Here is a 24,241-nt window from a genome sequence, read left to right on the forward strand (position 1 = left end):
TTTGACAATACAGTTTTGGCAATGTTACCCATGATTTGAACTTATACAGTCTTCCCGATGGCACCCAAGTCCCCGCCCGAGCTGCGTTTTCCCTACAAGGCCGACCGCCTGAAGCCGCTCCGCGCGTTCTGCCAGACCACGCGACTGGGTTCAGTCTCGCGGGCGGCCGAGGCGCTCTATGTCAGCCAGCCGGCCATCACGCTGCAGTTGCAGGCGCTGGAACGTGAGCTGGGTGTCAGGCTGCTCGAGCGCAGCGGACGTCGCCTGGTCCCGACCCGAGAGGGCGAAGTGCTCTACGACCTGGCGGTGCCGCTGGTGGAGGCGCTCGACGGGCTTCCCGCCGCGTTCCGCCGCGGCCTCGACGGGCTTGATGCCGGCGAGCTCAACATCGCCGCCAACAGTTCGACGATCCTGTATCTGTTGCCGAAGATCGTCGAGAATTTCAGACGTTCGCACCCGGATGTGCGCCTGGTGCTGCACGATGCGATCACCGCGGACGGCACCGACCTGCTGCGCGCGGACGCCGTCGATCTGGTCGTCGGCTCGATGGTCGACGTGCCCGGCGACCTCGGCTATGCGCCGGTCTACCGCTTCGATCCGATCCTCATCACGCCGCGCGACCATCCGCTGACCCGGGTGCCGACGCTGACCCTGCAGGCGCTGGCCCAGTACGGCCTGATCCTGCCGCCGAAGCGCCAGATCACCTACCGCCTCGTCGACCAGGTCTTCCAGCAGGCGCGCGTGCCCTACACGGTGGCGCTGGAGGTCGGCGGCTGGGAGGTCATCAAGCGCTACGTCGCGATGGACATGGGCATCTCGATCGTCAGCTCGATCTGCCTGGATGCCAGCGATGCGTCGCGGCTGGCGACGCGGCCGGTGTCGGACTGGTTCCCGGCGCGCAGTTACGGCGTGGTGGTGCGCAAGGGCAAGGTGCTGTCGCCGCAGGCACGCGCCTTCATCGAGCTGATCCAGCCGGAACTGTTCGTCCGCCGCGACGACCAGAGCAGCGGCCATTCGGAACGCTGACCCGCGCACACGTAAGCGCGCCGTTGCCGGCGACACCCTCGCGAGGTCGACGTCGGGCGGCACGCCGTCCCCGCAACGGGCACGGCCGTCCGCCAAGGCGACTCAGCGGCGCGCGGGCACCGTCTCGTCCTCTTCGGACGCCGGCGCCGGGGTGTCGCGCCGCGAGGCCTTCTCCAGCTCCGCCAAGGCCACCACGCCGGCCGCTTTCGCCGCCATGGCCTTCTGCTGCACCGAGCACAGGGTCTGCATGTGGTCGGCGTCGAAATTCAGGCGCTCGATCAGGAAGTCGACGAAGGCGCGCACCTTGGGCGAGACCAGGCGGCCACCGGCGAACACGGCGTTGAAGTCCATCTCGGGCCCGGTCCAGCCGGCCAGCACGCGCTGCACCAGGCCCGCTTCGACCAGCGCCTTGGCCATCACGTCGCCGGTCAGCAGCAGCCCTTCGCCCTGCAGCACCGCCCAGTTCAGCGCGGAGGGATCGTTGGCGACCAGCTGCGGATTGACCGGGAACTCGCGCAGCGCCTCGCCATCGGTCAGCGACCAGACGTAGCGGTTCTGCGGATTGCGGCTCTTGCGCATCACGAGCGTGCGGTGGTGCTGCAGATCGTCGGGATGCAGCGGCTCGCCGTGCTGGGCGATGTAGCCGGGACTGGCGAAGATCTGCGTGCGCAGGCTGCCGAGCTTGCGCGCGACGAGGTTGGAATCGGGCAGCGTGCCGACGCGCAGCGCGAGGTCGGCCTCGCCGGCGATCAGGTCCAGCTTCTCGTTGCCCAGATGCATGTCCAGCGAGATTTCCGGGTACTGCGCCTGGAAATCGCCGAGCAGCGGCGCGATCCAGGTGATGCCTATCGAATACGGGACAGTGAAGCGCAGCCAGCCGCGCGGCCCCGACTGCAGCTGGCCGACGGCGCTCTCGGCCTCGTCCAGTTCTCGCGCGATGCGCTGGCAATGCTCGTGGTAGACGCTGCCGGCCTCGGTCAGGCCGAGGCGGCGCGTGGTCCGGTGCAGCAGCCGCGCGCCGAGGCGCTGTTCGAGCTCCTGCACCTTGCGGCTGACCGTGGTCTTCGGCAGACCCAGCGCGTTGGCCGCGGCGATGAAACTGCCCTGCTCGACGACCTTGACGAAGATCAGGGTGTCGTTGAGATCGTGTGCCATGAGGTGCCTCGGGGGATTGGACCGGTCGAGGGATAATTATTCCCTGGAAATCGGACTAATCAAGTCCTGTTCCCGCGCCTAAGGTAAGCGTCCTCCCCCCACAGGACGCTCCGCATGTCGCAGTCGCCCGTGCTGACCTACCGCCGCAACGCCGCCCCGTCCACCCCGGCGCGCAGCCGCGGCAAGGCGCTTGAAATTCCGCCGAATCAATCGTCTAGCGCCGCCGTAGGTGCCCGTCGGCAGGCGCGTGGCGGTGCGTTCGCATGGGGCTGGCTGACCGCCCTGTTGCCCCGCTCCACCCCCGCCACGACAGCCGGCGCCCGGTCCGGCCACGGGGTTTCGGGAAACAAAATCCCGAGGACGGGACAATGAGAGGCCCCTTGCTGGTGCTGGGTGCCACCGGTGCGATCGGCAGCGCCGTCGTGGCGAGCGCGCTGCAGGCCGGCGCTCCCGTGATTGCGGTGGCCCGCGACGCGGACCGGCTCGACGCCCTGCGCGACCGGCATCCGGGCGCCGCGTTGACCACGCTGGCCGCCACCGTGGCCAGCGATGCCGACGCCGCGACGCTCGCCGCGCAGCTGGCCGCGTTGCCGGGGCCCGCGTTGTCCGGCGCGATCGCGGCCATCCGCGGCAGCGCCGAGCGCGGCCGTCTGCTCGATGCGCCCGCCGACTTCCTGCGCCGGCGTCTCGACGAGGACCTGCTGCCGCATCTGTTCATCGCCCGCCACCTGCTGCCGCTGCTGGCCCCGCAGCCGCGCAGCGGTTACGTGCTGGTCGGCGGCCCGGGGGCCGACTATCCCTGGGCCGGCTACGGGCACCACTCGATCGGCGCCGCCGCGCTGCGCATGCTGGCGCGCGTGCTGCACGACGAAGCCCGCACCCTGCCGGTGCGCGTGCAGATGCTGGCCGTCGATGCGCCGGCGCGCACCACCGAGCACGCCCGCCATGCCTGCAGCCAGTGGCCGGCCGCCCATGCGATCGCGCAGGCCGCGCTCGACATGCTCGCGCGTCACGACCTGCCGGCCCAGCCGCTGGTCCGGTTTCCGATCGCCTCCGCGATGCCCGGGCTGACGCTGTCGGACGACATCGACATCGCCGAACGCCGCTGTACGCCGGTCCGCCAGACCCGGACCGCCGCCCCGTCCGCCGACGACCTTTCCGCCGCACGCACCTTGCTGCGCGGCCTCGCCACTTCCGCTTCCGCACAGGACCACCCGTGATGACCCGCTCCCCCCACCCGATGTCCCGCCGCGCGCCCCGTGCGTTGCTCCTGCTCACCCTGGCCGCGACGATCGCGGTCGTCGTCGCCGGCTGCGACAGCCGCGCCGACGATGCCGCCGCGCCGCCCCCGCCCGAGGTCAGCGTCGCCCCGGTGCTGACCGAACAGGTCCGCCAGTGGGACGACGCCACCGGTCGCATCTCCGCCGTCGATTCGGTCGAACTGCGGCCGCGCGTCAGCGGTTACGTGCAGCGCGTCGCGTTCGACGAAGGCGCCGAGGTCGACCAGGGCGACCTGCTGTTCGTCATCGATCCGCGGCCCTATCGCGCGGCACTCGACCAGGCCGAGGCGAACCTCGCCCGCGCCCGCGCCGAAGCGCAGCTCGCCGGGACCCAGGACGCGCGTGCCAAGGCCCTGGTCGACGCGCAGGCGATCTCGCGCGACGAGTTCGAAACCCGGCGCGCGGCGAGCGCACAGTCCGGCGCCAGCGTGCGCGCCGCGGAAGCGGCCGTCGCCGCGGCACGGCTCGACCTGCAGTTCACCGAAGTCCGCGCGCCGGTCGCCGGCCGTGCCGGCCGCGCGCTGGTGACCGCCGGCAACCTCGCCCAGGCCGACGCGACCCTGCTGACGACCGTCGTCTCGCAAGACCCGGTGCACGTGTACTTCGAGACCGACGAACGCGCCTTCCTCGGCTACCAGGCGCAGGCGCGCGCCGGCACCCGCGCCGACGACGGCAATGCGGTGCGCATCGGACTCGCCGACGAGACCGGTCATCCGCACGCCGGCATCGTCGACTTCATCGACAACCAGGTCGACCCCGCGACCGGCACGGTCCGCGCCCGCGCGGTGCTGCCGAATCCGGACCGCGTATTCACCCCGGGCATGTTCGCCCGCGTGCAGCTGGAAGGCGCGGCCGCGGCGCCGGCGATCCTGATCGACGACAAGGCCGTCATCACCGACCAGGACCGCAAGTACGTCTACGTCGTGGGCGAGGACAACACCGCGCAGCGCCGCGACGTCGTGCTGGGCCGCATGGTCGAGGACCTGCGTGTCGTGCAGTCGGGACTCGCGGCCGGCGACCGGGTGATCGTCAACGGCGTGCAGAAGGTCTTCATGCCGGGCATGCCGGTCGCGCCGAAGGCGGTGACCATGCGCGGTGATACGCCTGCCGACGCCGTGGCGAAGCGCTGATCGCCGCTGCGCCTCGTCACCCCCGCCACGTCATTCCCGCGCACGCGGGCCGCGCTTTTCGACCGCGCTTTCCGCGGGTCATCCAGGGACTTCGATTTCGTCTCACGCCCCTGGATGACCCGCCGCCCGGCTGCTGAAGGACGACGCCCGCCTGCGCGGGGATGACGCGTTCGTTTTCCCGTTCTCTCTGCGGCGCCCCGCCGCCCACAAGGAATTTCCCCGTGGACTTCTCCCGCTTCTTCATCGACCGGCCGATCTTCGCCGCGGTGCTGTCGATCCTGATCTTCGCCGGCGGCCTGATCGCCATCCCGCTGCTGCCGATCGGCGAATATCCCGAGGTCGTGCCGCCCTCGGTGGGCGTGCGCACCGTGTATCCCGGCGCCAACCCGAAGGTGATCGCCGAAACGGTGGCGACGCCGCTGGAGGAAGCCATCAACGGCGTCGAGGACATGATGTACATCAAGTCCGTCGCCGGCTCTGACGGCGTGCTGCAGCTCACCGCGACCTTCCGGCCCGGCACCGATGCCGACGAGGCCGCGGTGCGCGTGCAGAACCGCGTGGCCCAGGCGCTTGCGCGCCTGCCCGAGGACGTGCGACGGCAAGGCGTGACCACGCAGAAGCAGTCGCCGGTGTTCCTGATGGTCGTGCACCTGACCTCCGAGGACGGCCGCTACGATTCGTTGTACCTGCGCAACTACATGCGCCTGCACGTGCGGGACGAACTGGCCAAGATCACCGGCGTCGGCGATGCGCAGCTGTTCGGCGGCGGCGACTATGCGATGCGGCTGTGGCTCGATCCCGACCGCATCGCCGCACGCGGCATGACCGCCAGCGACGTGCTGCGTGCGGTGCGCGAGCAGAACGTGCAGGTCTCGGCCGGCCAGCTCGGCGCCGAGCCGATGCCCAACGGCAGCGACTTCCTGCTGCCGATCAATGCCAAGGGTCGCCTGGAGAGCGTCGAGGAGTTCGGCGACATCGTGCTGAAGTCCGGCGACGACGGCGAACTCGTGCGCCTCGCCGACGTCGCGCGCATCGAGCTCGCGGCCGGCGACTACACGCTGCGCGCGCGCCTCGACGGCAAGAACGCCGCGGCGATCGGCATCTTCCAGGCCCCGGGCGCGAACGCGCTCGAGATCCGCGACGGCGTCGTCGCGAAGATGGAGGAACTGCGTCCGTCGCTGCCGCCGGGCGTCGAGATCCAGTCGATCTACGACACCACCATCTTCGTGCGCGATTCGATCAAGTCGGTCGTCGTCACCCTGCTCGAAGCCACGCTGCTGGTGGTGCTGGTGGTGATCCTGTTCCTGCAGACCTGGCGTGCCTCGATCATCCCGCTGCTGGCGGTGCCGGTGTCGGTGGTCGGCACGTTCGCGGTGCTGTACCTGCTGGGCTATTCGATCAACACGCTGACCCTGTTCGGGCTGGTACTCGCGATCGGCATCGTCGTCGACGACGCGATCGTCGTGGTGGAGAACGTCGAGCGCCACATCGAACTCGGCGCATCGCCGCTCGAGGCGGCGCACCTGGCGATGAAGGAAGTCTCCGGGCCGATCATCGCGATCGCGCTGGTGCTGTGCGCGGTGTTCGTGCCGATGGCGTTCCTGACCGGCGTGACCGGCCAGTTCTACAAGCAGTTCGCGGTGACCATCGCGATCTCGACGGTGATCTCGGCGATCAACTCGCTGACCCTGTCGCCGGCGCTGGCGGCGATCCTGCTGAAGTCGCACGACGCGCCGAAGGATCGCGGCTCGCGCCTGATCGACCGTCTGTTCGGCTGGCTGTTCCGTCCGTTCAACCGCTTCTTCAACCGCAGCTCGGCGCGCTACGAGAGCGCGGTGTCGCGCTCGCTGGGCCGACGCGGCGCGGTGTTCCTGGTGTACGCGGTGCTGCTCGCCGGCGCGGGCCTGATGTTCAAGGCGGTGCCGGCCGGCTTCATCCCGGTGCAGGACAAGCTGTACGTGATCGCCGGCGTCAAGATGCCCGAAGGCGCGTCGATCGAACGCACCGACGCGACGCTGAAGAAGATGGCGGCGCTCGCGAGCGAGGTCGACGGCGTCGCCAGCGAGATCGCGTTCCCGGGCCTCAACCCGCTGCAGTTCACCAACACGCCCAACAACGGCGTGATCTTCTTCACCCTCGATCCCTTCAGCGAGCGCTCGCGCACCGCCGAAGAGATCACCGCCGAGCTCAACCAGAAGTTCTCGACCATCCAGGAGGGCTTCACCTTCGCCTTCATGCCGCCGCCGATCCAGGGCCTGGGCAACGGCTCGGGCTGGTCGCTGTTCGTCGAGGACCGTACGCGTCTGGGCTATGGCGAACTGCAGAACGCGGTGCAGGCCTTCCAGGGCGCGGCGTCGCAGACGCCCGGCATGGGCTTCCCGATCAGCAGCTACCAGGCGAACGTGCCGCAGCTCGACGCCGACGTCGACCGCGAGAAGGCCAAGGCCCAGGGCGTGCCGCTGACCGAGCTGTTCGACACGCTGCAGACCTATCTCGGCTCGGCCTACGTCAACGACTTCAACATGTTCGGCCGCACCTGGCAGGTCATCGCCCAGGCCGACGGGCAGTTCCGCGACGAGGTCTCCGACATCGCCAACCTGCGCACGCGCAACGACGCGGGCGAGATGGTGCCGGTGGGGTCGATGGTCAACGTGCGCCAGACCTACGGACCGGACCCGGTGATCCGCTTCAACGGCTACCCGGCCGCCGACCTGCTCGGCGAAGCCGACCCGCGCGTGCTGTCGTCGGGCGAGGCCATGGCCAAGGTCACCGAACTCGCCGAGCAGGCGCTGCCGGCCGGCATGGGCATCGGCTGGAGCGACCTGAGCTACCAGCAGTCGACCCAGAGCGGCGCGGCGGCGATCGTGTTCCCGCTGGCGGTGCTGCTGGCGTTCCTGGTGCTCGCGGCGCTGTACGAAAGCTGGACGCTGCCGCTGGCGGTGATCCTGATCGTGCCGATGACCCTGTTGTCGGCGCTGTTCGGCGTGTGGCTGGCGGGAGGCGACAACAACGTGTTCGTGCAGGTGGGTCTCGTCGTGCTGATGGGCCTGGCCTGCAAGAACGCGATCCTGATCGTCGAGTTCGCACGCGAGCTGGAACTGCAGGGCAAGGGCATCGTCGAGGCCGCGCTGGAAGCCAGCCGCCTGCGGTTGCGCCCGATCGTCATGACCTCGGTCGCGTTCATCGCCGGCACCGTGCCGCTGGTGCTCTCGTCCGGCGCCGGCGCGGAAGTCCGCTCGATCACCGGCATCACGGTGTTCGCGGGGATGCTGGGCGTCACGGTGTTCGGGCTGTTCCTGACGCCGGTGTTCTACGTCGCGCTGCGCAAGCTCGCCAACCGCAAGCTGGTCTCGCATGGCCCGGCGCACACCGCGCCGCATGACGCGCTGCCGACCACGCAGCAGTCCTGACCCTCCCGTTCTTCGACAGGAATTCCCCATGACCACCTCCCCCCGCGTCGCCCTCGTCACCGGCGCCACCCGTGGCATCGGCCTGGAAACCGTGCGCCAGCTGGCCGAAGCCGGCGTGCACACGCTGCTGGCCGGGCGCGATCGCGACCGCGCCGTCGCCGCCGCGTCGACGCTGCAGGCCGACGGCCTGCCGGTCGAGGCCATCACGCTCGACGTCACCGATGCCGCGAGCATCGCCGACGCCGCGCGCGACATCGAGCAGCGCCACGGTCGCCTCGACATCCTGGTCAACAACGCCGCCATCCTCGCCGACGATCCGCAGCTCGGCGTCGCCGGGCAGTCGCTCGAGGCCTGGCGCTCGACCTTCGACACCAACGTGTTCGGCCTGATCGCCACGACCCAGGCGCTGTTGCCGCTGCTGCGCAAATCCGAGGCCGGTCGCATCGTCAACGTGTCCAGCGCGCTGGGGTCGTTGACCCTGCACCAGGACCCCGCATCGCCGGCCTACGCCATCAAGGCCATCCCGTCGTACAACGTGTCCAAGAGCGCCGTGAATGCATGGACCGTGCACCTGGCGCATGCGCTGCAGGACACCGGCATCCAGGTCAATGCGATCCATCCCGGCGCGGTGAAGACCGACGGCAATCCCAACGGCGACCTGCCCGTTGCCGAGGGCGCGAAGACCGGCGTCGCGCTCGCACTTCTCGGCGCCGACGGTCCGACCGGCCGCTTCCTCCACTTCGGCGACGTGCTGCCGTGGTGACCCGGCGCGCGACGACAACTCCCCTCTCCGACTTCCCCACCAGGACCCCCTCCCCATGAACACGTCTTCTTCCCGCATCGCCCTCGTCACCGGCGCCACCCGTGGCATCGGCCTGGAAACCGTGCGCCAGCTGGCCGAAGCCGGCGTGCACACGCTGCTGGCCGGGCGCAACCGCGACCGCGCCGTCGCCGCCGCGTTGAAGCTGCAGGCCGAAGGCCTGCCGGTCGAAGCGATCGCGCTCGACGTCACCGATGCCGACAGCCTCGCCGAGGCCGCACGCAGCATCGAGCAGCGCCACGGTCGCCTCGACATCCTGGTCAACAACGCCGGCATCCAGATCGAGGATCCCCAGGCGGGCGTCGCCGGCCAGTCGATCGACACCTGGCGCACGACCTTCGACACCAACCTGTTCGGCCTGATCGCCACCACCCAGGCCCTGTTGCCGCTGCTGCACAAGTCCGCGGCCGGCCGCATCGTCAACGTCTCCAGCCTGCTGGGGTCGCTGGCGCAGCATCAGCAGCCCGGATCGCCCATCTACGACATGAAGGGCATTCCCGCCTACAACGTGTCCAAGACCGCGGTGAACGCATGGACCGTGCACCTGGCGCATGCGCTCCGGGACGACGGCATCAAGGTCAACACGATCCACCCGGGTTACGTCCGCACCGACATGAACAAGGCCGGCGACACGCAGAACGGCGAACTCGAGATCGCCGACGGCGCGCGCACCAGCGTGAAGCTGGCGCTGATCGCGGACGACGGCCCGACCGGCGGCTACTTCTACCTCGACGAGGTGCTGCCATGGTGAGCCGTCTCGCGATCACCGCGCTGGCGAGCGCCCTGCTCGCCGCCTGCGCGGTCGGCCCCGACCATGTGCGGCCTGCGATGCCGGTGCCGGCGACGTTCGCGTCGGAATCGACGGCCGCCACGTCGCAGGCCGGTGCGGACGGGCGATCCGCAGCTGACCGCGCTGGTGCAGACCGCACTGGTCGCCAACCACGACCTGCGCATCGCGTTGTCGCGCTACGACCAGGCGCGCGCGCTGCTGCGGCAGTCGCGCCTCGACGTGCTGCCGACCGTGACCGCACGCGGCGAGGGCGCGAGCACGCGCGCCAGCGCCGACCAGCTGCCCGGCGTGCCGCGCGCCGATCGCGACGGCGAGGGCTACAGCGCCGGCATCGACGCCAGCTGGGAACTCGACCTGTTCGGCCGCGTGCGCCGCGGCATCGAGGCCGATCGCGCCGATGCCGCCGCGACCGCGGATGCGTTGCGTGCGACCCAGGTCGCGATCGTCGGCGAGGTCGCGACCGGTTATCTGCAGTTGCGCGGCCTGCAGGAACGCCTGCGCGTCGCCGAGGACAACGCCCGCACCCAGCGCGACACCCTGCGCCTGGTCGAGGCGCGCGCCGCCGCCGGCCAGGACAGCGCGTTCGACACCGCGCGTGCGCGTGCCCAGGTGGCGTCGACGTCTGCGCGCATTCCCGCGCTGCAGGCCGAGGTCACGGCGACGATGCATCGCCTCGCCGTGCTCACCGGGCGCACGCCGGACGCGCTGCTCGCCGAGCTGTCGCCGGTGCGCGCACTGCCGACGGTGCCGGCGACGATCGATCCCGGGACGCCGGGCACGCTGCTGCGCCGTCGCCCGGACATCGCCGCGGCCGAGCAGCGGCTGCACGCCGCGACCGCGCGCGTCGGCGTCGCCACCGCCGACCTGTTCCCGCGTTTCACCCTCGGCGGACTGATCGGCAGCCAGGCGATCGACACCGGCGACCTGTTCTCGCGCGACAGCGAAACCCGCCTGGTCGCGCTCGGCATCGACTGGTCGTTCCTCGACATCGGCCGCGTCCGCGCCCGCATCGCCGCGCGCGACGCCGAAGCCGAAGGCGAGCTCGCGCGCTACCAGCAGACCGTGCTACTGGCGCTGGAGGATGCCGAGAACGCGCTGGTCCGCTTCGACCGTGCGCGCGAGGAGGACCGCCAGCTGGAAGACGCGGCGATCGCCAGCGCGCGCGCCGCCGAGCTCGCGCGGCTGCGCTTCGACGCCGGCGCGACCGGTCTGCTCGACGTGCTCGACGCCGAACGCACCCGCCTGCAGGCGCAGGACGCGTTCGCCGACGGCCGCACCCGCAGCGCGACCGGCGCCGTCGCGGTCTACCGCGCGCTCGCCGGCGGCTGGCCGCAGACCCTGCCACAGCGCGAGGCACTGGGCTCGGCGGTGTCGCAACGCTGACGCGGATCGCTCGTGTGCCGCCGCGCGCAGGCCCGTACCGGATCGCGCGGCGTCGGCGGCGTGACCGGTCGATGGCTGCAGGGATCCGAGGACGGGTCGATGGCCCGCGGCGTGACCGCGGCAGACATCGTCCAACGCGGGAGATCGTGGCTCGCGTGCCTTCCCGGATCGGGCGGTCTGCCGCCTGCTCCGGCAGACCGTGGGACCGCGCTGTGCCCTGAAGCGCGTCAACGCTCCAGCTGGGGGGCTGGCATCTCCTGCGCGGGGTCCGGCGTGCGCAGCGCCGGATCGAAGGCATGCGGCGCCAGGCCGGCCCGCCCGGAGTCCAGCCAGCGCTGCCCGGCGGGGCCTTGCAGGCGTTCCCGGGCGATCTCGAGGACCGACGCACCATCGCCGTCACGCGCGGCGCCCAGCAGTCGATCGACGAAGACCCCGTCGTTCGCACTCGCGCGGTTACCGGGCACGGGGCCGATCTCGACCCGTTGCCAGGTCAGCGACGCGGCCATGGCCTCGTTGCGCGGCATCGCATCGCGGCAGTCGAGCTGGCACAGGATGGGCGGGGCGAGCAGATCGATCTGCTCGCGCTCGCCGGCGCGCTCGAACTTCGACGTGCCATACAGGCCCGCCAGGTGCTGCTCGGAGCGATGGACCACGTAGGCCTCCGGGTCGTGCGGGATCGACCGCTTCTCCAATGGCGATGGCGAGATCTGAGCGGCAATGTAATCAATCGCCAGATTGCCGCTCTGCACGGCCAGACCATCGCGCTGATAACCACCACCGATGTCGCTATGCGCTCCTGCAACGACGACATTCAAGAAGCGGCCGTCCGCCGTCACGCCGGGATCGATGATCGACGTGCTCGGAAACGGGTTGCGGCGCTCGTCGGCCGCTGTAATCTGAAAACCGGAGACCACCGACGCCGCGAGACGCCGGTCGTGCTCGAGCGGCTTTCCCGTGCCAACCGGATCGAAGAGCACGACAGACTGGATCACGCGCCCAGGCGCCTGCAACGGCGGTTGCGGGTAGACGGCCTGCCCGATGATCTGGCCATCCTGATCGCGACGGACGTTGGCGCCTTCAGGATTCTGGATCCCCCGCGTTTCGACCATTCGCGTAAACCCAGCCGCTTGCTCGCCGCCGCGGCTGAAGCCCGTGACCAAGATGCGGATGTCCGCTGCAGGATCCTCCTTCAGCCAGCGATCGGCCCGGGTCACGAACTGCAGGTACATGTCTTCGAGCCGCGCTTGGTAACTTGCGCCTGTCGCCTTGTCGAGCGTGCGGCTCAGCCAGCGCTCCTGTGTGCCGGGCCCTTCGACGTAACCGGCTTCGATCGGCGTGTAGCCCAACTGATCGCTGTAACGGGCTGCTACTTCGCGCAACTGGTCATCGAGAAGCGCGACATTGGTCATCTTGCCGGGATCCTGCTTGCTGTTTCCGGTTCCATCGAACGAGGCAATGAACAACCTCTGTTCCGGGCGATCTAGATCCAGCAGCACCGGTGCCGAAAATGCAGCCAGCTGCTGCTCTGCAGCGGCATAACTCGCAAGTTGGGCCTCGGTCGCGACCTCGGCACGCACGCCATCTGGATTCCGATTGCCGCCCATGTCCAACCTCCTGTCAGACAACTTTCAGTCGATCAATAGGTCCTGCTCCAGACGAGCACCAGGTCGTCGCGATGGCCGCTGTAGACGTTGCCCGGAATCTGAAGTTCCTTGGTTGGAATGAAAGCTCGCATGTAGACACTGATCGTCCGGTCGTTCACTTCCATCACGATGTCCGGGTTTCCGATGGAAACGCCTTCCCGGATATCCTCGCGCGGCGTCTGGTGAACGATCAGCTCGTCCTTGAAGATCTCGCCAATATCGACTTCCGCCTGGAGTGGCGTCCCGTCGCGGCTGCGCCATTTCACTTCGGCGGGCGGGGGGAAGTTCCTGATCGAGATGTGACCGGCGCCGGTACTGGCGAATGCATTGGGGTGCACGTCTTCTCGTGCGGGTCTCGGGCCCCCTCGCGCACCGCCCCGCTCATGAAGACGCCCTGCGTAGAACACCGAGCATTCTTCAAGCGCGTACGTCGCGATGCCGAAATTGTGTCGCAGAAAACGCAGGGGCCAATCGGTCACGGTGTTGTGCGCGCCGGTGGGATTCGCCGGTGTCGGTTCGTTCGGTGTCATCGCCATCCCCTGGCATCCTGTGGCTGAGAGCGCGACTGCAACCGTCGCGAGTGCGAGCCGCCGCGCGGCGCCGCGAGGTCGACCGTTTTCCGTCCGCTGGACCATCGCATCGAACTCCATGTTCCGGGCATGTCGCAGGTGTCCGAGCATGACAGTTCGCGCCCGGCTGTCCATCAGAGTTTTCCCTTCGCTGTCGCGCCGCGTCCACTGGCGGAGGGACGATTGCGCTCGCGACGTGTCTTGCGCCGACCGCACGGCGTTCTGCTCGCGGCCTCGCGACATTGACCCCGGCCATACTCCCCGGCATCCCGCGCTGGAGGCCGCCACATGTCCCGATCCCTGGCTGCCGCGCTGCGCGACGGTCTTGCCCTGGCGCCTTTGCGCCGGGCGCGCATCGCCGGGCTGGCGTTCGTGTTCGTGTGGTTCTTCGTCGGTGGCCTCGCGCATTTCGTGCTGACCGAGGTCGAGATGCGGATCGTGCCGCCCTGGATGCCATGGCCGCGCGAGGCGGTGCTGGTCAGTGGCGTGTTCGAGCTGCTCGGTGCCGCCGGCCTGCTGTGGCATCGCACGCGACGCGCGGCCGGCGTAGGCCTGTGCCTGCTGACGCTGGCGGTGACGCCGGCGCATGTCCACATGCTGCAGCGGCCGGAGCTGTTCGACGTGCCGCTGTGGGCGTTGTGGCTGCGGTTACCGGTGCAGGTCGCGCTGCTGGCGCTGATCGTCTGGAGCACGCCGCCGCCGCGAGCCCGCGTCTGATTGCGAGGGGCGCGTATGCCGGTTGCGATGGTGTGGGCGACCACACGACGTGGCCAGGCGCGGCCGCACCTGCGCGAGCGCGAGGCCGGCGGCAGGAAAGCCCCACGTCCTTCGACGGGCAGGCATGACACGCGCGACCAGGGCAGATGGCCGGGCGCCCGACGCAGGTGGCCCGGGTCCGGTTCCCGGCAGCGCGCACGTCCATCGCACGCGCCGCGTCGACGCCAGTCTGGAACACCCTCGCCCGCCCGCAGGCGAGCGAGGACGTCCGCGCCTGTCGCGACGGCTCAGCCGGCGGCCAGCAGCCGGTTCATGCGCTGCACGAAGGCGGCCGGATCGGGCAACGGCGCACCGGCGGCGATCTCGGCCTGTTCCAGCAGCAGCGTCGCGAGATCGGTCGCCCGGGCGTCGTCGGTCTCGGCCGCCACGCGCTGCAGCAGGGCGTGCGCGGGATTGATCTCCAGCGTCGGCTTGCTCTCGGGCACGTCCTGCCCCGCTTCGCGCAGCAGGCGCGCGAGATGCCGGTCAGACGCGCGGAGACCCGCACGTCGCCGACGCGGTCGCCGAGCAGGGACTTGATCCGCTCGACCAGCGGCGCGGCATCCTTCGAGGCTTCCGCCTGTTTCGCCTTGTCGGCCTCGTCGAGCGGCAGCTCGCCCTTCGCGACGTTCTTCAGCGACTTGCCCGCGTACTCGTGCAGGCTGCCGAGCATCCACTCGTCGATGCGGTCCGACATCAGCAGCACTTCGATGTCCTTGGCGCGGAACGCCTCGAGCTGCGGGCTGCCGGCGGCGGCGTTGTAGCCGTCTGCGGTGATGTACCAGACGGTGTCCTGGCCGACGGCCATGCGGCCCACGTAATCGTCGAGCGACACGGTCTGCGCGGCGCCCTCGCCCTTCGTCGAGGCGAAACGCAGCAGCTTGGCGATGCGTTCGCGGTTCGACGGATCCTCGCCGATGCCTTCCTTCAGCGTGTTGCCGAACGCCTTGTAGAACGCGGCGAACTTCGCCGGCTCGTCGCGCGACAGCTTTTCGATGAGGTCGAGCACGCGCTTCACGCAGGCGCCCTTGATGCGGTCGAGCTGGCGGTTGTGCTGCAGCAGTTCGCGGCTGACGTTGAGCGGCAGGTCGTCGGCATCGACGACGCCGCGCACGAAGCGCAGGTAATTCGGCAGCAGTTCCTCGGCCGCGTCCATGACGAAGACGCGCTTGATGTAGAGCTTCAGGCCCTTGCGTTCGTCGCGGCCGCCCATCATCAGGTCGAACGGCGGCTTCTCGGGCAGGTACAGCAGCGTCGTGAAGCTCTGGCTGCCTTCGACGCGGTTGTGTGTCCACGCCGCGGCGTCGTTGAAGTCGTGGCCCAGCGCCTTGTAGAACGACTGGTATTCCGCGTCGCTGATCTCGGACTTCGGCCGCGTCCACAACGCGGACGCATCGTTGACGGTCTCCCACGCCGGCGCGGCATCGGCAGGCGCGTCGGTTTCGCTGTCGTCGGCAGGCGCCGGTGTGTCGGCGGGCATGCGGATCGGGAACGCGACGTGGTCGGAGTACTTGCCGATCAGCGAGCGCAGCGTCCAGTCGGCGAGGAACTCGTCCTCGTCGGGCTTGAGGTGCAGCACGACGGTGGTGCCGCGCTCGGGCAGTTCGACGGTGTCGAGCGAATACTCGCCGCGACCGTCGCTTTCCCACTTCACGCCCTCGGCGGCCGGCGCATCGGCGCGGCGCGTCAGCACGGTCACGCGCTCGGCGACGACGAAGGCCGAATAGAAGCCGACGCCGAACTGGCCGATCAGGCGCGCGTCGGCCTTCTGCTCGCCGCTCATCGCCTCGAGGAAGCGGCGCGTGCCGGAGCTGGCGATCGTGCCGATGTTGGCGACCACCTCGTCGCGGGTCATGCCGATGCCGGAATCGCGGATGGTGATGGTGCGCGCGTCCTTGTCGGCCGACACGTCGATCTGCAGCGCGCCGTCGCCGGCCAGCAGGTCCGGATTCGCGATCGCCTCGAAGCGCAGCTTGTCGCAGGCATCGGACGCATTGGAGATCAGCTCGCGCAGGAAGATCTCCTTGTGCGAGTACAGCGAGTGCGTGACCAGGTGCAGGACCTGGGCGACTTCGGCTTCGAACTTGCGGGTTTCGGCGGGTGCGGTCATTGCGTGCGGCTTCCGTGTGGATGTGGTGCGAGCCGGGGATATTGGTGTCGCCGGCCGGGAATCAAGGCGGCGGCCATGCGCCCGTATCGGGCCGCAAGTGGTCCCTCCCGGTAGGAGCGCGCTTGCGCGCGAGCGGGGCGTCTGGCGCACCGGGTGTCCGCGACCGTCGCGTCTCGCGCTTTGGGAATCCCTCGAACAACCCGCGCGCGCGAAGACGCTTCGACCAGGATCGCGTCGCGATCAGGATGCGGGGGCCTGCGCGCCGCGCAGCTGGCCGACGTCGCGGGCGGGCGGGGCGCCGAAGCAGCGCGCGTAGTCGCGGCTGAACTGCGAGGGGCTTTCGTAACCGACCCGGAAGCCCGCCGTCGCGGCATCGCAGCCTTCGCCGAGCATGAGGCTGCGCGCGGCCTGCAGGCGCAGCTGGTTGCGGTACTGCAGCGGCGACATCGTGGTGACGTCGCGGAAATGCTGGTGGAAGGTCGACGGGCTCATCCGCGCCGCGTCGGCCAGCGTGCGCACGCTGCAGGGCGACGCGTAATGGGTCTTCAGCCAGGCGATCGCATGGCCGACCCGCGCCAGCCGGCTGTCGCCGCTGGCGATGCGGCGCAGGGTCGCGGCCTGGTCGCCGCGCAGCAGCCGGTAGAGGATCTCGCGCTCGGCCAGCGGCGCCAGCGCGTCGATGTCCTCGGGCGTGTCGAGCAGGCGCAGCAGGCGCGTTGCGGCGTCGAGCAGGCCCGGTGTCATCCGCCCCAGCACCAGCCCGGGGCCCGCGTCCGGCGCGTCGGCCAGGCCCCCCATCTGCAGCAGCAGCTCGCCGAGCAGTCCGGGATCGAATACGAGCTGCATCGACAGATAGGGCGCCGCCTCGCTCGCGGTGACCACGGTGCCGATGACCGGCAGCTCGACGGCGCAGACCAGATAGGTCGCCGGCTCGTAGACGAGGGCGCGATCGCCGAGCACGACCTGCTTGCGGCCCTGCGCCACCAGGCACAGCGAGGCCTCGTAGACCGCGTGCACCGGCGTCGTCGGCGCGGCGGATCGTATCAGCGTGACCCGCGGCAGGCGGCTGGGCTGCAGCCCGTCGCCACGGGTGTGGCGGTCGATCAGGGACGCGAGTTCGGACGAATCGGCCATGGCCGCGTTGTCCCACGCCGGCGCCGGTGCCGCAAGGGCCGGCGGCCGGATCCGGAGGATCGTGCAAGGACCCCGGCCGCCTGTGCTACCGGCGGCGCTTCGCGCGGTGGGACCGTGACCCCACGCCGGATGTCGGCATGCCACCCCAGGAGACGCCCATGACTTCCCCCCTCGCAGACCGGATCGTCCTCATCACCGGCGCCAGCAGCGGCATCGGCGCCGCGGCCGCGCGCCTGCTCGCCGCGGCCGGCGCCACGGTCGTGCTCGGTGCGCGGCGCCGCGACCGGCTCGATGCGCTGGTCGCCGAGATCACCGCGGCCGGCGGCACCGCCCGGGCGCACACGCTCGACGTGACCCGCCGCGACGACGTGCAGGCCTTCGTCGATGCCGCGACCGCCGACTTCGGCCGCGTCGACGTCATCGTCAACAACGCCGGCGTCATGCCGCTGTCGGCGCTGTCGGCCGGCAAGGTCGACGAATGGGACCGGATGGTCGACGTCAACATCAAGGGCGTGCTGTACGGCATCGCCGCGGCGCTGCCCGGCATGCGGGCGCGCGGCAGCGGTCACGTCATCAACGTCGCCTCGACCGGCGGCCACGCGGTGTCGCCCACGGCGGCCGTCTACTGCGCGACCAAGTACGCGGTGCGGGCGATTTCCGAAGGCCTGCGCCAGGAAGAGGACCGGGTGCGGGTGACGATCATCTCGCCCGGCGTCACCGAATCCGAACTCGCCGACAGCATCACCGACCCGGCCGCGCGCGACGGCATGCAGACCTACCGGCGCACGGTCATCGGCGCCGACGCGGTGGCGCGCGCGATCCGTTTCGCGATCGAGCAGCCCGAGGACGTCGACACCAGCGAGATCATCATCCGGCCGACGGCGGTGGCGTGGTGAGCGGCGCGACGCGCACGCGCCCCGACGCGCCCGCCGCGCCGCAGGGCGCGGGCCTGTCGGCGCATCTGGTCGGCGCGCTCGGGATGACCGGGGCACTGCTGCTGCAGGCCGGGACCGGTGCGGCGCAGACGCCGCCGGCGTCGCCGGCCGCGGCGCAGGCCGCCCCGCCCGAGACGGCCTCGCACCCCTATGTGGGCATGTGGGTCACCGCCGACGGCAGGATCCGCCACGCGTTGTTGCCGAACGGGCGCTACGACGAAGCGCGCGGCCATCGCGAGAGCGCGTATCGCGGCCGCTACGTCGTCGACGGCAACGCGATCGATTACGTCGACGATACCGGCTTCACCGCCGACGGCGTGTTCGTCGACGAGAACACCCTGCACCACGGCGGCATGGTGCTGTTCCGCCGCTCGCCCTGACGGCACGCGCGCGGCCGGTCTCGTCCGATCGACGGCCGGCCGTGCGGTCGCTGCATACCGATCACCGGTTCCTGCGTCTCGCCCTGGAACCAGTTTCCTTCCCTTCGTCTCGATGGAGTTGTCCGATGCGTGTTCTCTCCGAACGTCCCTGGCGGACCGCCACTGCTACCGTCCTCGCGTTGCTGCTCGCCGCGCCTGTCCTCGCCGTCGCCCAGACGCGCGACGCGACCGAAACCCGCAACCACGCCTTGGTCCACGACGCGTTCGCCGCCTGGGCGCGGGGCGAGGGCCAGGTGTTCGACCTGCTCGCGCCCGACGTGACCTGGATGATCAAGGGCTCCGGTCCGTCGGCGCAGACCTACCGCAGCCGCCAGGCGTTTCTCGACGACGCCGTCGCGCCCTTCGCCGCCGAACTCGCGTCGCCGCTGGTGCCGACGGTGCGCCGCATCTGGAGCGACGGCGACGAGGTGCTGGTGTACTGGGACGGCGCGACGACGCTGCGCGACGGCACGCCCTACCGCAACAGCTACCTGTGGATCTTCACCCTGCGCGGCGCGCAGGTGGTCGAGGTCACCGCCTTCCTCGATCTGCCGGCCTACGACGCGGTGCTGCAGCGCGCGCAGACGCGGCGCTAGTCGACGCGCGCGGGAGTCCGCGGACGATCGACGGGGCGGTGCATGGGTCACCCGCGCGAACGCTCGCATCGACCGGTCGTCCCTGCAGCGCGGATACCGCGCACGACGACATCAGACGTAGGCGATCCACTGCCGCAGCAGTGCCTGCAGCGCATCCGCGCGCGCATCGACATCGGCACGGTCCGCGAATGCCACCCGCGCGCGGTCCGCGGCGAGCCAGGTCAGCAGGCGTGCCGGATCGGGAATGACGAGTCCACCTTCAGGCAGTGCACGCGCCTTCGCACCGAGATGCAGGATCAGTCCGATGCCCGAGGGCGCACGCAGGTGCGTCGTCGCGAAGTACTCGGTCGTGCGCCAGCTCGGCGCGTTCCACTTCACGCCTTCGGCGACCGCCGGATCGGCACCCGTCACGACGGCACGCAGGCGTTGCACCGCATCGAGATGCGGATGGACGAGCGTGGCGAGCAGCGCGTCGACGGCGGCCGCGGTGTCGGCCGGCGTGCGGTGTCGCGAGTGTGCGGCGTTCGCCATGACAACGCGCGACGGGGAACGACGCCGCGCGACTCAGGTGCCGCGCGTGTCGGGATGGGTGACGGGCGTAACCGCATCCGGTGCCTGCGGCCCATCGATGGGCGCTGCGCGCGATGCGCCGCGCGCCATCGCCTCGAACACGCCGTCGCGCCGCACCCAGGCATGGAACAGAGCCGCCGCCAGATGCGCGAGCACGGTCGCGAACAGCACCAGCGCCAGCCAGCCGTGTGCGGTGCGCAGCACGGTGTAGACGGTCGGGTCGTGCGGCGCGATCGGCGGTAGCGCGACACCGGACCACAGCACGACCGGATTGCCGGCCGCCGACACCATCGCCCAGCCGATCAGCGGCATCGCGAACAGCAACGCGTACAGCGCCCAGTGCGAGGCGTGCGCGGCGGCCACCTGCCAGCGCGGCAGGTCGGCCGGCAGCGGCGGCGGCCGATGCAGGCACCGGTTGACAAGGCGCACGACCGCCAGCAGCAGGATCGCAATGCCGAGCGGACGGTGCAGGTCCAGCAGCACCGGCCGCAGCGTCATCGACGCGACCATGCCCACGCCGACGAACAGCATCGTCAGCACCATCACCGACATGCTCCAGTGCAGCAGCCGGGCGAGTCCGTTGAAATGGCGTGGCGCGCTCATGGCGCGCCCTCCGTCACGGGTGTCTCGCCGGTCGTCGCCGCCTCGCCAGCGCCGGTCGCGATCTCGCGCTCGCGCCGGTCGAACGACGATGCGTAGACCGCCGCGCGTGCGGCGAGGATCGGATCGTCCGACACCGCCACGCCGGGCGGCAGCACGGTGGGATCGAAATTCAGATCGCGGCAGGGACCCGTGGCCTGCGGCTCGGCGCGTTCGATGACGACGGTGCCGATCACGACCTGTTCGCGGTCGTCGGGCCAGGCGGTCGACGGATCGGCGCTGTCGTCGCCCGGTCCGGCGATCGTGGCCACCATGTCCCAGCGCAGCGGTCCGTTCGCAAGGCGCGTCTGCAGTTCGCGCTGCAGGTAATCGTCGCCGGCGGCCTCGCGCTGCGCGGCGGGCAGTTCGACGAACGGCGCCTGCGGGCGCATCGACCAGCGCACCAGGCGACTGCCGCCGCCGGCATCGTCGAAGCGGAACGCGTGGATGCCGTTGTACTGCGTGTTGGCGAAGCTGTCCGACCACGGCGCGGACTTGGCCCACGCGGCGAACTTCGCACTTTCCGGATGGGCCTGGGCGAAGGCGGCCATGCGCGCGGGGTCCGGCTTGCCGGTCGCGGGGTCCGGCGCGGACGCGAGCGTCTGCGCGTGGAAGGCCTCGATCGAGGCGACGCCGAAGAACGGGAAACTGTTCATCGCCATGCGCCATTCCTGGCCGTCGTCACCGCGCAGCACCAGCGCCATGCTGCGCACGCGCGCCTGCGCGTCGAGGCCGTAGGGCGACCCGCCACCGATCGACATGCGGCCCAGCAGCGGCGTGCGTCCCGGCGCCAGCACGCGCGCCTTCGACAGGGCCGCGGCGGCCTCGCTGCCTTCGAAGTGGCCGGCCACGCAGACGCCCTTGGCGTGCGCGCGGCGGAACCCCGGATACGGCTGTGGCGACGTGCCTTCGATCGCGTCGGTCATGCGCGCCGGCGTCAGCCGTTGCGGCGTCAGCCAGCCCGCAGTCCAGGCGAAGAGCAGCGCCAGCGTGGCGACGATCGCGGCGATGGCGAGATAGGCCCCGACGGGGCGGGCGGCCGGCGTGCGCGGCGGCGGATCGACGGAGGGCATCGTGGCGTCCCGGAGGTGGCTGCGGCCGAGCATACGCCTGTCGCGCGGCGAATCGGCCCGCCTGCCGCGGCCCCGGACGCGCGCGCCCCGTTGCCGCGTCCCGAGTGGTCTACAGCGGCCACACCAGCAGCAGCATCGGCATGGCGACCGCGATCACCACGAGCTGCACCGGCAGGCCCAGACGCCAGTAATCGCCGAAGCGGAAGCCGCCCGGGCCGAGGATCAGGGTGTTGTTCTGGTGCCCGATCGGGGTCAGGAACGCGCACGACGCGCCGACCGCTACGGCCATCAGGAACGGATCCGCGCTGACGCCCAGCGTGGTCGCCGCACCGACCGCGATCGGGCACATCACCGCCGCGGTCGCCGCGTTGTTCATCAGGTCCGACAGCGTCATCGTCACCACCAGCACCAGCGCCAGGCCGATGACCGGATGGCCCTGGGCGACGGTGTCGAACAGGAAACGCGCGATCAGGTCCGCGGTGCCGGTCGCCTCCATCGCGCTCGCGACCGGCATCAAGGCGGCCAGCAGCACCACGACCGGCCAGTCGATCGCGGTGTAGACCTCGCGCGGCGGCACCGTGCGCAACACCATCGACGCGAGCACGCCGAGTGCGAACGCGATCGCGGCGGGCACCAGGCCGAACGCGGCGGCCGCGACCGACAGCGCGAGGATCGCCGCGGCGGTGATGGCCTTGCGGCGGTCGGGCATGCGCAGTTCACGCTCGGCCAGCGGCACGCCGCCGAACTGCGTGGCGAACGCGGCGATCGACGCCTGCGTGCCCTGCAGCAGCAGCAGGTCGCCGGCACGGAACATTCGAGAACGCAGCCGCGTCGTCGAGCGCTGGCCTTCGCGCGCGATCGCCAGCAGGTTGATGCTGTGCTGGGTGCGCAGCGCCAGGTCGGTCGCCGAGCGGCCGGCGAGACCGGAGCCCGGCAGCACGGCGATTTCCTGCAGCACGATGTCGCTACGCGGGGTGCGCGCGTCCTCGTCGGTGGCGTCTTCGTCGGCGGCGTCCGCGTCGTGCTCTTTGTCCTGCGACGGCTCCGCATCGGGGCCGGTCCCGGCCTGCGTGCGCGCTGTCTGGCGCGCAGGCTCGCGGGGCGCCGAGGCGTCGGCGCGTGCGTTGGCGTCGCGGGGCGCGTCTGTCGCCTGGGCCGCATCCGGCGCCGCGGTCTGCGCGGCCGCATCGTCACGCGCATCGCCGACCTCGCTCCCGTCTTCGTCGTCGTCGTCGCTGACCGCTTCCTCGAGCGCGAGGCCGAGGCTCGACAGGGCGCCCGCCAGCGCGTCGGCTTCCGCTTCCAGGACCAGGATGTCGCCGGCCCGCACCACGCGCGCGAGGTCGGGGGCGTGCACGCGGAACTCGGCCTGGACCATGCCGACGACCTGGGCGTCGTGTTCGTCGAGGATCGCCTCGATCTCGCGCACGGTCTTGCCGACGGCCTTCGCGCCCTCGGGCACGCGCGCCTCGGTGAGGTAGGCGCCGGTGTCGAAACTCTCCGCGCCCGCGTTCTTGCGCGCCGGCACCAGCTTCCAGCCGCCGAGCACGATCAGCAGCACGCCCGCGACCGCGACGGCGACACCGACCGGCGCGTAATCGAACATCGTGAACGCACCGGCGTCGGTCTGCTGCCGGAAGCCGGACACGATCAGGTTCGGCGGCGTGCCGATCAGCGTGGTCATGCCGCCGAGGATCGACCCGAAGGCCAGCGGCATCAGCACCTGGCCCGGCGCGAGTTCCTGCTTGCGCGCGATCTGGATCGCCACCGGCATCAGCAGCGCGAGCGCGCCGACGTTGTTCATGAAGGCCGACAGCACCGCGGCGAGACCGGTCAGGGCCGCGATCGCCAGCATCGGTCCCGCCTTCGCCGGCAGCACCACGCGGGTCAGCGCATCGACCGCGCCGGACGTCTGCAGGCCACGGCTGAGCACCAGCACGCAGGCGACGGTGATCACCGCCGGATGGCCGAAGCCCGCGAACGCGCCGCTCGCCGGCACCAGGCCCACCAGCACGCACAGCAGCAGCGCCGCGCCGGCCACCATGTCGTGGCGCCAGCGTCCCCACAGGAACATGCCGACGGTCGCGGCGAGGATGGCGAGGATCAGGATCTGGTCGGTCTGCATGGGACGCCGTGCGGGAGAAACGGGGGACAGCCTAGAGCACGCGCGCGTCCGTGGCAGGTGGCGGGCGTCGGATGCGCGCCGCGGGGGATGTCGACGCCGGCGCATGCGAGGCGCGGACGCCATGTCGGCGCGCTCGTCAGCGCGGAACCGTTCGGCGCTGCGCGAAGTCGGGTGTTTCGGCGCCATCGCATGAGACCGTGCGCAGGGCCGGCACCCGCCGCGCGTCGCGACGCAGGCATCGCACCCGCGCCGCGACTCACCGCGGACCGATGGCCTCGCCGTCGGGAATGTCGTAGTAGTCGCCTTTTTCGGCGGTGTAGATGTGCAATGCGATCCTGCAGCCGGTCGACGTGTCGAGCGCGCCCATCGCGATCGCGATCCAGGCATGTTTGGTGGTGTCCAGAGGATCGAAGAACAGCGTCGACCCGCAGGTGCCGCAGAAGCCGCGCCGCGCCTTTGCCGACGACGCGTACCAGCGCACATGCGCCGCACCCGTCACCGTCAGCGCCGTGCGTGGCACCTCGATATTGTCGAACACATGACCGGTCCACTTGCGGCATTGCACGCAGTGGCAGACCTCGACCGGACCCGCATCGGCGGTCGACCGGAACGACACCAGACCGCACAGGCAGCGTCCTTCGAGCATCGCGGGCACCTCGGACACGTCGCGACACGCAC

The 24,241-nt window shown here is 70.7% G+C and carries 20 protein-coding genes and 1 pseudogene; 11 read left to right on the forward strand and 10 right to left on the reverse strand.

Going from position 1 to position 24,241, the window contains the following annotated elements; translation table 11 throughout:
• Positions 1-57: 57 nt before the first annotated feature.
• Positions 58-1,026 carry a LysR family transcriptional regulator gene (locus tag CJ022_RS11815; RefSeq protein WP_101926852.1) on the forward strand — a complete coding sequence of 323 codons (969 nt, stop codon included), beginning with the start codon at positions 58-60 and terminating at the stop codon, positions 1,024-1,026.
• Between the two features lie 102 nt (positions 1,027-1,128).
• On the opposite strand, the gene CJ022_RS11820 is transcribed toward CJ022_RS11815, so the two are convergent.
• A complete protein-coding gene (locus CJ022_RS11820; protein WP_101926853.1) occupies positions 1,129-2,181 on the reverse strand; it encodes a LysR family transcriptional regulator in 1,053 nt (350 codons plus the stop codon).
• A 368-nt stretch (positions 2,182-2,549) separates the two neighbouring features.
• On the opposite strand from CJ022_RS11820, the gene CJ022_RS11825 reads away from it, so the two are divergent.
• From CJ022_RS11825 to CJ022_RS11850, 6 genes are all read left to right on the forward strand, one after another.
• Positions 2,550-3,401, forward strand: a complete 852-nt coding sequence (locus CJ022_RS11825) for an SDR family NAD(P)-dependent oxidoreductase (protein WP_158238408.1) — start codon at positions 2,550-2,552, stop codon at positions 3,399-3,401.
• Positions 3,402-3,421: 20 nt separating this feature from the next.
• The gene (locus CJ022_RS11830) at positions 3,422-4,591 is read left to right on the forward strand and encodes an efflux RND transporter periplasmic adaptor subunit (RefSeq protein ID WP_199171542.1); all 1,170 of its coding nucleotides are present in this window, start codon (positions 3,422-3,424) and stop codon (positions 4,589-4,591) included.
• Between the two features lie 221 nt (positions 4,592-4,812).
• Positions 4,813-8,001 (forward strand): efflux RND transporter permease subunit, encoded by a 3,189-nt coding sequence (locus CJ022_RS11835; protein WP_101926856.1) that lies wholly within the window; start codon positions 4,813-4,815, stop codon positions 7,999-8,001.
• 28 nt (positions 8,002-8,029) lie between these two features.
• Complete coding sequence (locus tag CJ022_RS11840; RefSeq protein WP_101926857.1) at positions 8,030-8,764, forward strand: SDR family oxidoreductase; 735 nt, start codon at positions 8,030-8,032, stop codon at positions 8,762-8,764.
• A gap of 55 nt (positions 8,765-8,819) precedes the next feature.
• Positions 8,820-9,572: an SDR family oxidoreductase gene (locus tag CJ022_RS11845; RefSeq protein WP_101926858.1), complete on the forward strand. Its 753-nt coding sequence runs from the start codon at positions 8,820-8,822 to the stop codon at positions 9,570-9,572.
• 132 nt (positions 9,573-9,704) lie between these two features.
• On the forward strand, positions 9,705-10,994 hold the full coding sequence (locus tag CJ022_RS11850; protein ID WP_199171535.1) for an efflux transporter outer membrane subunit: 1,290 nt from the start codon (positions 9,705-9,707) through the stop codon (positions 10,992-10,994).
• 227 nt (positions 10,995-11,221) lie between these two features.
• Here the strand turns inward: CJ022_RS11850 and CJ022_RS11855 are convergent, their stop codons facing one another.
• Complete coding sequence (locus tag CJ022_RS11855) at positions 11,222-12,598, reverse strand: phospholipase effector Tle1 domain-containing protein (RefSeq protein WP_101926860.1); 1,377 nt, start codon at positions 12,596-12,598, stop codon at positions 11,222-11,224.
• Between the two features lie 32 nt (positions 12,599-12,630).
• On the reverse strand, positions 12,631-13,341 hold the full coding sequence (locus CJ022_RS16800) for a hypothetical protein (RefSeq protein WP_143703951.1): 711 nt from the start codon (positions 13,339-13,341) through the stop codon (positions 12,631-12,633).
• A 153-nt stretch (positions 13,342-13,494) separates the two neighbouring features.
• Here CJ022_RS16800 and CJ022_RS11865 point away from each other — a divergent pair, with 153 nt between their 5' ends.
• Positions 13,495-13,923 (forward strand): DoxX family protein, encoded by a 429-nt coding sequence (locus CJ022_RS11865; RefSeq protein ID WP_199171536.1) that lies wholly within the window; start codon positions 13,495-13,497, stop codon positions 13,921-13,923.
• Between the two features lie 287 nt (positions 13,924-14,210).
• Here the strand turns inward: CJ022_RS11865 and htpG are convergent.
• A pseudogene (gene htpG / locus CJ022_RS11870) lies at positions 14,211-16,072 on the reverse strand (molecular chaperone HtpG).
• Between the two features lie 240 nt (positions 16,073-16,312).
• Complete coding sequence (locus CJ022_RS11875; RefSeq protein ID WP_101926862.1) at positions 16,313-17,206, reverse strand: AraC family transcriptional regulator; 894 nt, start codon at positions 17,204-17,206, stop codon at positions 16,313-16,315.
• A gap of 158 nt (positions 17,207-17,364) precedes the next feature.
• Between CJ022_RS11875 and CJ022_RS11880 the strand changes: the two genes are divergently transcribed.
• The 3 genes from CJ022_RS11880 to CJ022_RS11890 all read left to right on the forward strand — a co-directional run bounded on the left by CJ022_RS11880 (position 17,365) and on the right by CJ022_RS11890 (position 19,156).
• The gene (locus CJ022_RS11880) at positions 17,365-18,102 is read left to right on the forward strand and encodes an SDR family oxidoreductase (protein WP_101926863.1); all 738 of its coding nucleotides are present in this window, start codon (positions 17,365-17,367) and stop codon (positions 18,100-18,102) included.
• Positions 18,103-18,155: 53 nt separating this feature from the next.
• Positions 18,156-18,521, forward strand: a complete 366-nt coding sequence (locus CJ022_RS11885) for an Atu4866 domain-containing protein (RefSeq protein WP_425490857.1) — start codon at positions 18,156-18,158, stop codon at positions 18,519-18,521.
• Positions 18,522-18,646: 125 nt separating this feature from the next.
• Positions 18,647-19,156, forward strand: a complete 510-nt coding sequence (locus CJ022_RS11890; RefSeq protein ID WP_101926864.1) for a nuclear transport factor 2 family protein — start codon at positions 18,647-18,649, stop codon at positions 19,154-19,156.
• Between the two features lie 111 nt (positions 19,157-19,267).
• Here CJ022_RS11890 and CJ022_RS11895 read toward each other — a convergent pair whose 3' ends face one another.
• The 5 genes from CJ022_RS11895 to CJ022_RS11915 form a co-directional block, all read right to left on the reverse strand.
• The gene (locus CJ022_RS11895; RefSeq protein ID WP_101926865.1) at positions 19,268-19,687 is read right to left on the reverse strand and encodes a DUF1801 domain-containing protein; all 420 of its coding nucleotides are present in this window, start codon (positions 19,685-19,687) and stop codon (positions 19,268-19,270) included.
• 33 nt (positions 19,688-19,720) lie between these two features.
• Positions 19,721-20,329, reverse strand: a complete 609-nt coding sequence (locus tag CJ022_RS11900; RefSeq protein ID WP_101926866.1) for a cytochrome b — start codon at positions 20,327-20,329, stop codon at positions 19,721-19,723.
• Positions 20,326-21,438 (reverse strand): catalase family peroxidase, encoded by a 1,113-nt coding sequence (locus CJ022_RS11905; RefSeq protein ID WP_101926935.1) that lies wholly within the window; start codon positions 21,436-21,438, stop codon positions 20,326-20,328. The genes CJ022_RS11900 and CJ022_RS11905 overlap by 4 nt, the downstream gene beginning before the upstream one ends.
• Positions 21,439-21,547: 109 nt before the next feature.
• Positions 21,548-23,563 (reverse strand): SLC13 family permease, encoded by a 2,016-nt coding sequence (locus CJ022_RS11910; protein WP_101926867.1) that lies wholly within the window; start codon positions 23,561-23,563, stop codon positions 21,548-21,550.
• 256 nt (positions 23,564-23,819) lie between these two features.
• Positions 23,820-24,209 carry a GFA family protein gene (locus CJ022_RS11915; RefSeq protein WP_101926936.1) on the reverse strand — a complete coding sequence of 130 codons (390 nt, stop codon included), beginning with the start codon at positions 24,207-24,209 and terminating at the stop codon, positions 23,820-23,822.
• Positions 24,210-24,241 lie beyond the last annotated feature (32 nt).

This window comes from Luteimonas rhizosphaerae (assembly GCF_002849595.1).
GTDB lineage: Bacteria > Pseudomonadota > Gammaproteobacteria > Xanthomonadales > Xanthomonadaceae > Luteimonas > Luteimonas cellulosilyticus.

Bases quoted from the DNA above. Each gene is read 5' to 3' on its own strand.
- CJ022_RS11815 (WP_101926852.1), top strand. From the start codon at position 58: ATGGCACCCAAGTCCCCGCCCGAGCTGCGTTTTCCCTACAAGGCCGAC.
- CJ022_RS11820 (WP_101926853.1), bottom strand. From the start codon at position 2,181: ATGGCACACGATCTCAACGACACCCTGATCTTCGTCAAGGTCGTCGAG.
- CJ022_RS11825 (WP_158238408.1), top strand. From the start codon at position 2,550: ATGAGAGGCCCCTTGCTGGTGCTGGGTGCCACCGGTGCGATCGGCAGC.
- CJ022_RS11830 (WP_199171542.1), top strand. From the start codon at position 3,422: ATGTCCCGCCGCGCGCCCCGTGCGTTGCTCCTGCTCACCCTGGCCGCG.
- CJ022_RS11840 (WP_101926857.1), top strand. From the start codon at position 8,030: ATGACCACCTCCCCCCGCGTCGCCCTCGTCACCGGCGCCACCCGTGGC.
- CJ022_RS11845 (WP_101926858.1), top strand. From the start codon at position 8,820: ATGAACACGTCTTCTTCCCGCATCGCCCTCGTCACCGGCGCCACCCGT.
- CJ022_RS11855 (WP_101926860.1), bottom strand. From the start codon at position 12,598: ATGGGCGGCAATCGGAATCCAGATGGCGTGCGTGCCGAGGTCGCGACC.
- CJ022_RS16800 (WP_143703951.1), bottom strand. From the start codon at position 13,341: ATGGACAGCCGGGCGCGAACTGTCATGCTCGGACACCTGCGACATGCC.
- CJ022_RS11865 (WP_199171536.1), top strand. From the start codon at position 13,495: ATGTCCCGATCCCTGGCTGCCGCGCTGCGCGACGGTCTTGCCCTGGCG.
- CJ022_RS11875 (WP_101926862.1), bottom strand. From the start codon at position 17,206: ATGGCCGATTCGTCCGAACTCGCGTCCCTGATCGACCGCCACACCCGT.
- CJ022_RS11880 (WP_101926863.1), top strand. From the start codon at position 17,365: ATGACTTCCCCCCTCGCAGACCGGATCGTCCTCATCACCGGCGCCAGC.
- CJ022_RS11890 (WP_101926864.1), top strand. From the start codon at position 18,647: ATGCGTGTTCTCTCCGAACGTCCCTGGCGGACCGCCACTGCTACCGTC.
- CJ022_RS11895 (WP_101926865.1), bottom strand. From the start codon at position 19,687: ATGGCGAACGCCGCACACTCGCGACACCGCACGCCGGCCGACACCGCG.
- CJ022_RS11900 (WP_101926866.1), bottom strand. From the start codon at position 20,329: ATGAGCGCGCCACGCCATTTCAACGGACTCGCCCGGCTGCTGCACTGG.
- CJ022_RS11905 (WP_101926935.1), bottom strand. From the start codon at position 21,438: ATGCCCTCCGTCGATCCGCCGCCGCGCACGCCGGCCGCCCGCCCCGTC.
- CJ022_RS11910 (WP_101926867.1), bottom strand. From the start codon at position 23,563: ATGCAGACCGACCAGATCCTGATCCTCGCCATCCTCGCCGCGACCGTC.
- CJ022_RS11915 (WP_101926936.1), bottom strand. From the start codon at position 24,209: ATGCTCGAAGGACGCTGCCTGTGCGGTCTGGTGTCGTTCCGGTCGACC.